The organism is Agromyces binzhouensis, assembly GCF_004135055.1.
In the GTDB taxonomy this organism is placed as follows: Bacteria; Actinomycetota; Actinomycetes; order Actinomycetales; family Microbacteriaceae; genus Agromyces; species Agromyces binzhouensis.
In genome coordinates this window covers 1-2963 of the sequence record NZ_SDPL01000389.1, presented here as the reverse complement: position 1 = coordinate 2963, position 2963 = coordinate 1, and the positions used below count along the sequence as shown (strand labels likewise).

The window sequence follows — 2963 nt, the reverse complement described above, 5'->3', positions numbered from 1 at the left end:
GACCGTCGCCGCCGGGAGCGCGAGCGCGGCGAGGGTCGCGGGGTCGAACGCGGGCACGGTCGGCGCCGGGAGCCCGCTGGGCAGGGCCCCGATCGTGCTCACGGGGACCCCCGTGAGCACCACGGCCAGCGCCACGACGACGATCGCCACGATCGACCCGGGCACCAGCGGGTGGATGCGCGGAGCGAGGAGCATGATGGCGGCGACCGTCGCGACGACGGCGAGCGACCACGCCGCGTCGGGCCAGGACGCCCCCACGATCGCATCCACGGCACCGACGATCGCGTTCGCGCCCTCGGTGGCGGGCACGCCGAGGGCGGCCGGCACCTGCTGGAGGAAGATGATGACCGCGATCCCGAGCGTGAACCCCTCGATGACGGGCCAGGGGATGAAGGTCACCGCGCGGCCCAGCCGGAGGACGCCGGCCACGAGCACCATGGCTCCCGCCAGCAGCCCGACGATCGCGAGCGCGCCGACGCCGTGCGTCGCGATGATCGGCGCCAGCACCACGACCATCGCACCCGTCGGCCCGGAGACCTGCACGTTCGACCCGCCGAACACCGCCGCGACGACGCCCGCGACGATCGCGGTGACGAGCCCGCTCGCGGCACCGGCGCCCGAGCTCACGCCGAACGCCAGTGCGAGGGGCAGCGCGACGATCCCCACGGTGATGCCGGCGACGAGGTCGCCCCTCCAGCTCCGGCGCACGTCGCGGTAGTCCGCGACGGCGGGCAGCAGCGAGCGGACGCCGCGAGCGAGGCGCTGCGCGGTCGACGCCGTCACGATCGGGCCGCCGAGCCGGTCGACGCGGGGTCGGCCGATGCGGGCGGGATGTCGGACAGCGCGGCCTGCTCGACGAGCTGGCGCTCGGTGGTCAGCAGGATCTCGGCGAGCAGCGCGCGAGCGACGCGGAGGAGGTCGGCGACCTGCGGGTACGCGAGACGGTAGGACACCTGGTTCCCACGGCGCTCGGCGGTCACGAGCCGGTGGTTCCGGAGCACGGCGAGGTGCTGCGAGAGGTGGGACGCCTCGAGCCCGGTCGCGTCGAGCAGTGCGGACACCGGCGTCTCGACGTCGGGCGCCGCGGCGAGCACCTCGAGCACGCGCACGCGCAGCGGGTGCGCGAGGCCCTTGAACAGGTTGGCCTTGACCTCGTAGAGCGGGCGGCTGGCGTCGGTGAACACGCGGACTCCTCCATGGATTGATGGATCCATCAATCCATTATGCGCCCGTCGGCCGCGCCGAGCGTGCGAGCGGACCTCGGACCAGGAGATCGGTCGGGTCATCCCGACTTCGACGTGAGCGTGATGCCGGCCGCCCTCGCCGGTTCGGCGTACGCGCGCGCGAGGTCGTCGACGGTCGCGTGCGCGTTGAGGCCGCTGGGGTTGGGCACGACCCACAGCTCGGCGCCGCCGAGTGCTTCGTCCTGCTTCCCGACCCGAGCCCTCGGCCGATCGAAGCCCTGGCGATACGCGGTCACCCCCACGATCGCGACGACCGCCGCGCCCCAGCGTTCGACGTCCCGCTCGAGCCGCCGCGCTCCCGCACGCAGTTCCGCGCGGCCGAGCTCGTCCGCGCGCGCCGTGGCCCGATGCACCAGGTTCGAGATCCCGATGCCGGCCTCCAGGAGCATCCGCCGGTCGGCGTCGTCGAGGCCCGACGCGAAGTCCGGCAGGCGCGGGGTGATGCCGGCTGCGGCGAGCGCGGGGTAGAAGCGGTTGCCGGGGTGCGCGAAGTGGCTGCCGGTCGCGGCCGTCCACAGTCCCGGGTTGATGCCGACGAACACGAGCTTCGGATGCTCGGGCATCAGGTCGTCGACGGCGGCGTCGCGGAAGGACTCGAGTTCGGATCGGGTGAATCCCATGGACCGATCATGCCCCCGCCGGGAGGCCGGCGTGCGAGCACTCCGGATCAGCCGTGCACGTGGGTGTCGACGATCGGCCACGGGAAGACCCGGAGCCGCGCCACGCCGAGGATGGTGCCCTCCGCGACGAAGGACTGCTGCCAGGCCTGCGGGTCGTGCGTGCCCGCCCGCTGGTCGCCGAGCACGAACACGCGATCGCGCGGCACGGCGAACGAGCCGCGGAAGCTGCCGGAGCGGCGGGCGTACGGCTCGTAGAGCGGTTGGCCGTCGACCGTGATCCGACCGTCGGGGTCGACGACGACGCGTTCGCCGGGCAGGCCGATCACGCGCCGCAGGTCCGGCTCGGCTCGGTCGGGGACCCGGTACACGAGGATCTCGCCGCGCCGGAGCCGGTGCGGACGACGATGTCGGCTCGTGAGGACGACGTCGCCGGGTTCGAGCAACGGTCGCATCGCGTCCGACCGGACGACGGTCGGGAATGCGGCGAACCGATGGACGAGGACGGCGAGGGCGATGAGCACGAGGACGGTGATGAGGATGGCCGGGGCCGCCGCGTCGGTCACGAGACCGTCCCGGAGGTCGGCGGGGTGACGTCCGACCGGTCGGGCGGACCGACGCCGGTCGCGGGTGCCCTCACCTCCCGCGGCCGCCTGCTGCCCGGACCGGATTTCCGACGTGCGCTCACCACGCTCCCTCCGGCGTCGCGCCCACGGCGGCGCCGTGCGTAGGCTACGACCGGTCCGGAGCCCCGCGCCGGACCTGTCCACAGACCGTGGGCTCGCGCGGATCGCAGCCTGCCAGTGGTGCCGGTCGACGCCCGGAGGTCGGGCACGTGCCCGATGCGGGACCTTCGCCCCGCACGCCCGCGGATGGCGGGTGCAGCGTGGGGGCATGGACACGGTGGTCAGGACCGACCACGGCGCCCTGCGGGGCAGGATCGTCGACGGCGTGCACGTCTTCCTGGGGGTGCCGTACGCGGCCCCGCCGTTCGGCGCGAACCGACTGCTCCCACCGCGCCCGGTCGAGCCGTGGGACGGGGTCCGTGACGCGGGCGCGCTCGGACCGGAGCCTCCCCAGGTCGCGCCGCCCGCGACGGGCG

5 protein-coding genes are annotated in these 2963 nt (G+C 74.5%); 1 reads left to right on the top strand and 4 read right to left on the bottom strand.

Features of this window, described 5'->3' with window-relative positions; all coding sequences use genetic code 11:
• The 4 genes from ESO86_RS14630 to lepB form a co-directional block, all read right to left on the bottom strand.
• On the bottom strand, positions 1-783 hold a 783-nt coding region (locus ESO86_RS14630), incomplete at its 3' end, for a SulP family inorganic anion transporter (protein ID WP_165307921.1).
• Positions 780-1184, bottom strand: coding sequence for an ArsR/SmtB family transcription factor (locus tag ESO86_RS14625; protein WP_242492388.1), 405 nt, complete (start codon positions 1182-1184; stop codon positions 780-782). The genes ESO86_RS14630 and ESO86_RS14625, both read right to left, overlap by 4 nt.
• Before the next feature lie 98 nt (positions 1185-1282).
• On the bottom strand, positions 1283-1864 hold the full coding sequence (locus ESO86_RS14620) for a mismatch-specific DNA-glycosylase (RefSeq protein WP_129235646.1): 582 nt from the start codon (positions 1862-1864) through the stop codon (positions 1283-1285).
• Positions 1865-1911: 47 nt separating this feature from the next.
• Positions 1912-2427, bottom strand: coding sequence for a signal peptidase I (gene lepB, locus ESO86_RS19110; RefSeq protein ID WP_165307919.1), 516 nt, complete (start codon positions 2425-2427; stop codon positions 1912-1914).
• 328 nt (positions 2428-2755) lie between these two features.
• Between lepB and ESO86_RS14610 the strand changes: the two genes are divergently transcribed.
• Positions 2756-2963 (top strand): carboxylesterase family protein (locus tag ESO86_RS14610; protein WP_207207160.1); only part of this gene is annotated, 208 nt, incomplete at its 3' end.

Excerpts from the sequence above, each read along its gene's own strand:
- ESO86_RS14620 (WP_129235646.1), bottom strand. The coding sequence starts at position 1,864 with ATGGGATTCACCCGATCCGAACTCGAGTCCTTCCGCGACGCCGCCGTC.